The 2,105-nt window shown below is 40.4% G+C and carries 3 protein-coding genes; all 3 read left to right on the top strand.

What is annotated here, in order from left to right; translation table 11 throughout:
• Positions 1-38 precede the first annotated feature (38 nt).
• Positions 39-1,661 carry a portal protein gene (locus NYG85_RS11995; protein WP_284938902.1) on the top strand — a complete coding sequence of 541 codons (1,623 nt, stop codon included), beginning with the start codon at positions 39-41 and terminating at the stop codon, positions 1,659-1,661.
• A 7-nt stretch (positions 1,662-1,668) separates the two neighbouring features.
• Positions 1,669-1,821, top strand: a complete 153-nt coding sequence (locus NYG85_RS11990) for a hypothetical protein (protein ID WP_284938889.1) — start codon at positions 1,669-1,671, stop codon at positions 1,819-1,821.
• Positions 1,818-2,105, top strand: a 288-nt coding sequence (locus tag NYG85_RS11985) for a hypothetical protein (RefSeq protein ID WP_284938900.1), incomplete at its 3' end; no start/stop codon positions are given. The genes NYG85_RS11990 and NYG85_RS11985, both read left to right, overlap by 4 nt.

Genomic DNA, 2,105 nt, shown 5'->3' with positions numbered 1-2,105 from the left:
TTGTTAAAGGTTTTGAGCTAGAAATTCAAGGCTATTAAATGGATGCACAAGCAAGATTAACCGAGCTAAAAATTAGAGCCATTGACGGCTTTAATCATTATAAGCCTAGCTTTGACAAGCTAAACAGGGCTTATTTATTAGCACTTGATGAGGACAAGGCTTTAAGCCTTAAAGAGCGTGGCAAGGCAAATTTATTTATCCCAAAGCTAAACGCAAAGGCTAAGCGGATAACTGATAGCCTAAGCGAAACATATTTTAATAACGATGAATTTGCAAAATTAGAAGGCTATATTAACTCAGTGCAAAAGGTTATTAATAAGTGGCAAGAGGCATTAAATTACTATTGCGAGATGATTAAGCTATATAAAATTTTTATGCCGATTTTTCAAAAAATCCCCTTTTTAGGCACGGCTGTTGCAAAGGTGTTCTGGCGTAATGGTATGCCTGTTATTGAGGAGGTGGAGTTAGATGACGTTTATTTTGACCCAAACGCAAAAGACCACGATGACATAAGGTACATAGTCAATCGCATAAGTTTAACTCACGATGACATAAAAGCACTAGCAAAAAAAGGGGTGTATGATAAAGAGGCGGTTAGTGCTATTTTAGAGAGTGAAAATTTAGAGTATGAGCGAGTAAATGTTTATGATATTTACGAGCAAGAGATTAGCGGCGAATGGATATTAAGCACGATTGATGAGAGCGGAGCAGTTTTAAGAGAAAATGTTAAATTAAAAGACGGCTGCCCGTTTATAATCGGCTATATGTTACCGCAAGTTAGGGCGTATGATGAGAGTGTTTTTGTCGTAGCTTATGGCGAACCGCCACTTGCTAGTATTTTACCGCTCCAAGATGAGATGAATTTTGCACGTAATGCGATGATTGACGGCATAAATAGACAGATAAACCCTAAAATTTTAATGGGGCTTTCTGCAAACGTAAGCCGTAGAGATTTAGAGAGTGCTGGACCAACTTTTACCGCTGACCCCGGGGCTGTTAATATACTCCCACCGCCAAATTTAGGCTTTGCAGTGCAAAATATAAGCCTAATTGATAACGAAATGAGCGAAGTTAGTGGAGTAAGCCCTCAGCAAAACGGAGCTACAACAGCAAGAGCCGAAACTGCAACAATGAGCCAGATTATGGCAAACGAGGGCAGTGTTAGGCTGCAAGGCTACATTAGGACTTTTAACGAAACCTTTTTTGAGCCGTTGTTTGAACGCCTTGCGATGCTTATTTGGCGTTATGGGGCAAAAGAGTTTTTTGCAGGGTATGAGCGTGAGCTGGTGCCTAGTTTTAGAGTTACGCTAAATACTGGCATTGGTGCGTTAAATAAAGAGGTGCAAAAAAACAGCCTAATACAGGCAAGTCAAGCCCTAAACGCTCATTTTGGATTATACGCACAAATTGGCGACGCACAAGGTATGGCAAAAGTTTTAAGAGCGAACGAAAAAATAATCCGTGATATCTTACCGCTTTATGGCATTAAAAATACAGCTGAATATTTAGGCGATGAGAAAAAAGCCGAGCTAGAAAGTCAGATTTTAGGAGAAAACCAAAATGTTGCGAACGATTTTAACCAAACAGCTAACGCAGGAGCTAACGAGCCACTTAACGCACAACAAGGAGCTAGTGAGCCTATCTCACAACAAGGCATTTAAAGAGCTTTTGGGGTTTTTATTGGCCACGAGTGCTACAAATACAGCCCTAGCGTTTAGCAAGGATAAAAGCGAGAGCGAGAGATTAAGGGCGATTGATAGGGTCGCTTTGATTGATGAAATTTTAAATTATATATTAAATTATAAAGGAGATGAACAATGACAGAACAAGACGCAATTAACGCACTACTTGGCGAGTTTGAAAACGCAGGGGAGACACAAGAAGCACAAGCACAAAACGCAGAGGCGGAGCAAGAAGCACAAGAGATAGCGACAGCAGGACAACCACAAGTTGTCACGCCTACTTTAAGTAAAGATGACATAAGCGAAGCTATGCTTAATGCTATGCAAAAGATGAGAAGCACGGAGCAAGAACAAACACTAAACGCACAAGCACAAGCACAAGATGAAGCAAAAAGGGCAAGTGAGCGTGAAATTTTAGAACAG

The sequence above is a fragment of the Campylobacter gastrosuis genome (genome assembly GCF_030249845.1).
Taxonomy (GTDB): Bacteria; Campylobacterota; Campylobacteria; order Campylobacterales; family Campylobacteraceae; genus Campylobacter_A; species Campylobacter_A gastrosuis.
Note: the sequence above shows the minus strand (reverse complement) of the source record. Positions and strands in the feature narration are given on the sequence as shown.